The 950-nt window shown below is 43.3% G+C and carries 1 protein-coding gene; it reads right to left on the reverse strand.

Annotated elements, in window-relative coordinates; all coding sequences use genetic code 11:
• Window positions 1-950: decarboxylating NADP(+)-dependent phosphogluconate dehydrogenase (gnd, locus tag B0X80_RS20245; RefSeq protein ID WP_139345363.1), on the reverse strand; the 950-nt coding region annotated here is incomplete at both ends.

A 950-nucleotide genomic window follows, 5' to 3' on the forward strand; every position in this document is an offset into this window, starting at 1 on the left:
ATACAACCACCACGCCACATTAGCGCAATAGCACCACAATCAAGTTCCCATTTGTATTCTTTCGCTGCTTCACGCATTACCGCGTAACCTTGGGCGTAAGATACAATTTTAGACGCTAAGAGTGCTTGTCTTAAGCTTTCAATAAAGGCGGCTTTGTCGCCAGTAAATACTGGCGTTGGGCCAGAAATAACTGAAGACGCTTGAACACGCTCTTCTTTAATTGCTGATAAACAACGAGCAAATACGGCTTCACCAATAAGGGTTAATGGTACACCTAAGTGTAATGCCGTAACCCCTGTCCATTTACCTGTACCTTTTTGGCCGGCGGTATCAAGAATACTTTCAACTAGGGCTTTTCCGTCTTCTTTATACGCTAAAATGTCCGCTGTAATTTCTACGAGGTAGCTGCTCAGTTCTGTTTTGTTCCAATCTGCAAACACGGCTTGCATTTCATTAGCAGACATACCAAGTAAGTCACGCATTAAAATGTAAGCTTCACAAATAAGTTGCATGTCGCCATATTCAATGCCGTTATGTACCATTTTGACGAAGTGCCCTGCGCCGTCATCGCCCACCCAGTCACAACAAGGTACGGTAAGGTCGCCATTGGCATCGGCTACTTTAGCTGAAATGCCTTGGAAAATAGGCTTAACATGTTCCCATGCTTCTTTAGCGCCACCTGGCATAATTGATGGACCTAATAAAGCACCTTCTTCTCCACCTGAAACGCCTGTTCCTATGTAAAGGAGGCCTTTTTCGCGTAGGTAATGTGTACGACGATTTGAATCTTCAAATTGGCTGTTACCGCCATCTATGATGATGTCGCCTTTATCTAAATGAGGAATTAACAATTCAATAAAATCATCTACCGGCTGACCAGATTTAACCATAAGCATGACTTTACGAGGAGATTCTAAAGAAGCAACTAAGCTTTCTACTGAATCAGCACC

Origin of the sequence: Pseudocolwellia agarivorans (genome assembly GCF_002000085.1) — a bacterium.
Lineage (GTDB): Bacteria > Pseudomonadota > Gammaproteobacteria > Enterobacterales > Alteromonadaceae > Pseudocolwellia > Pseudocolwellia agarivorans.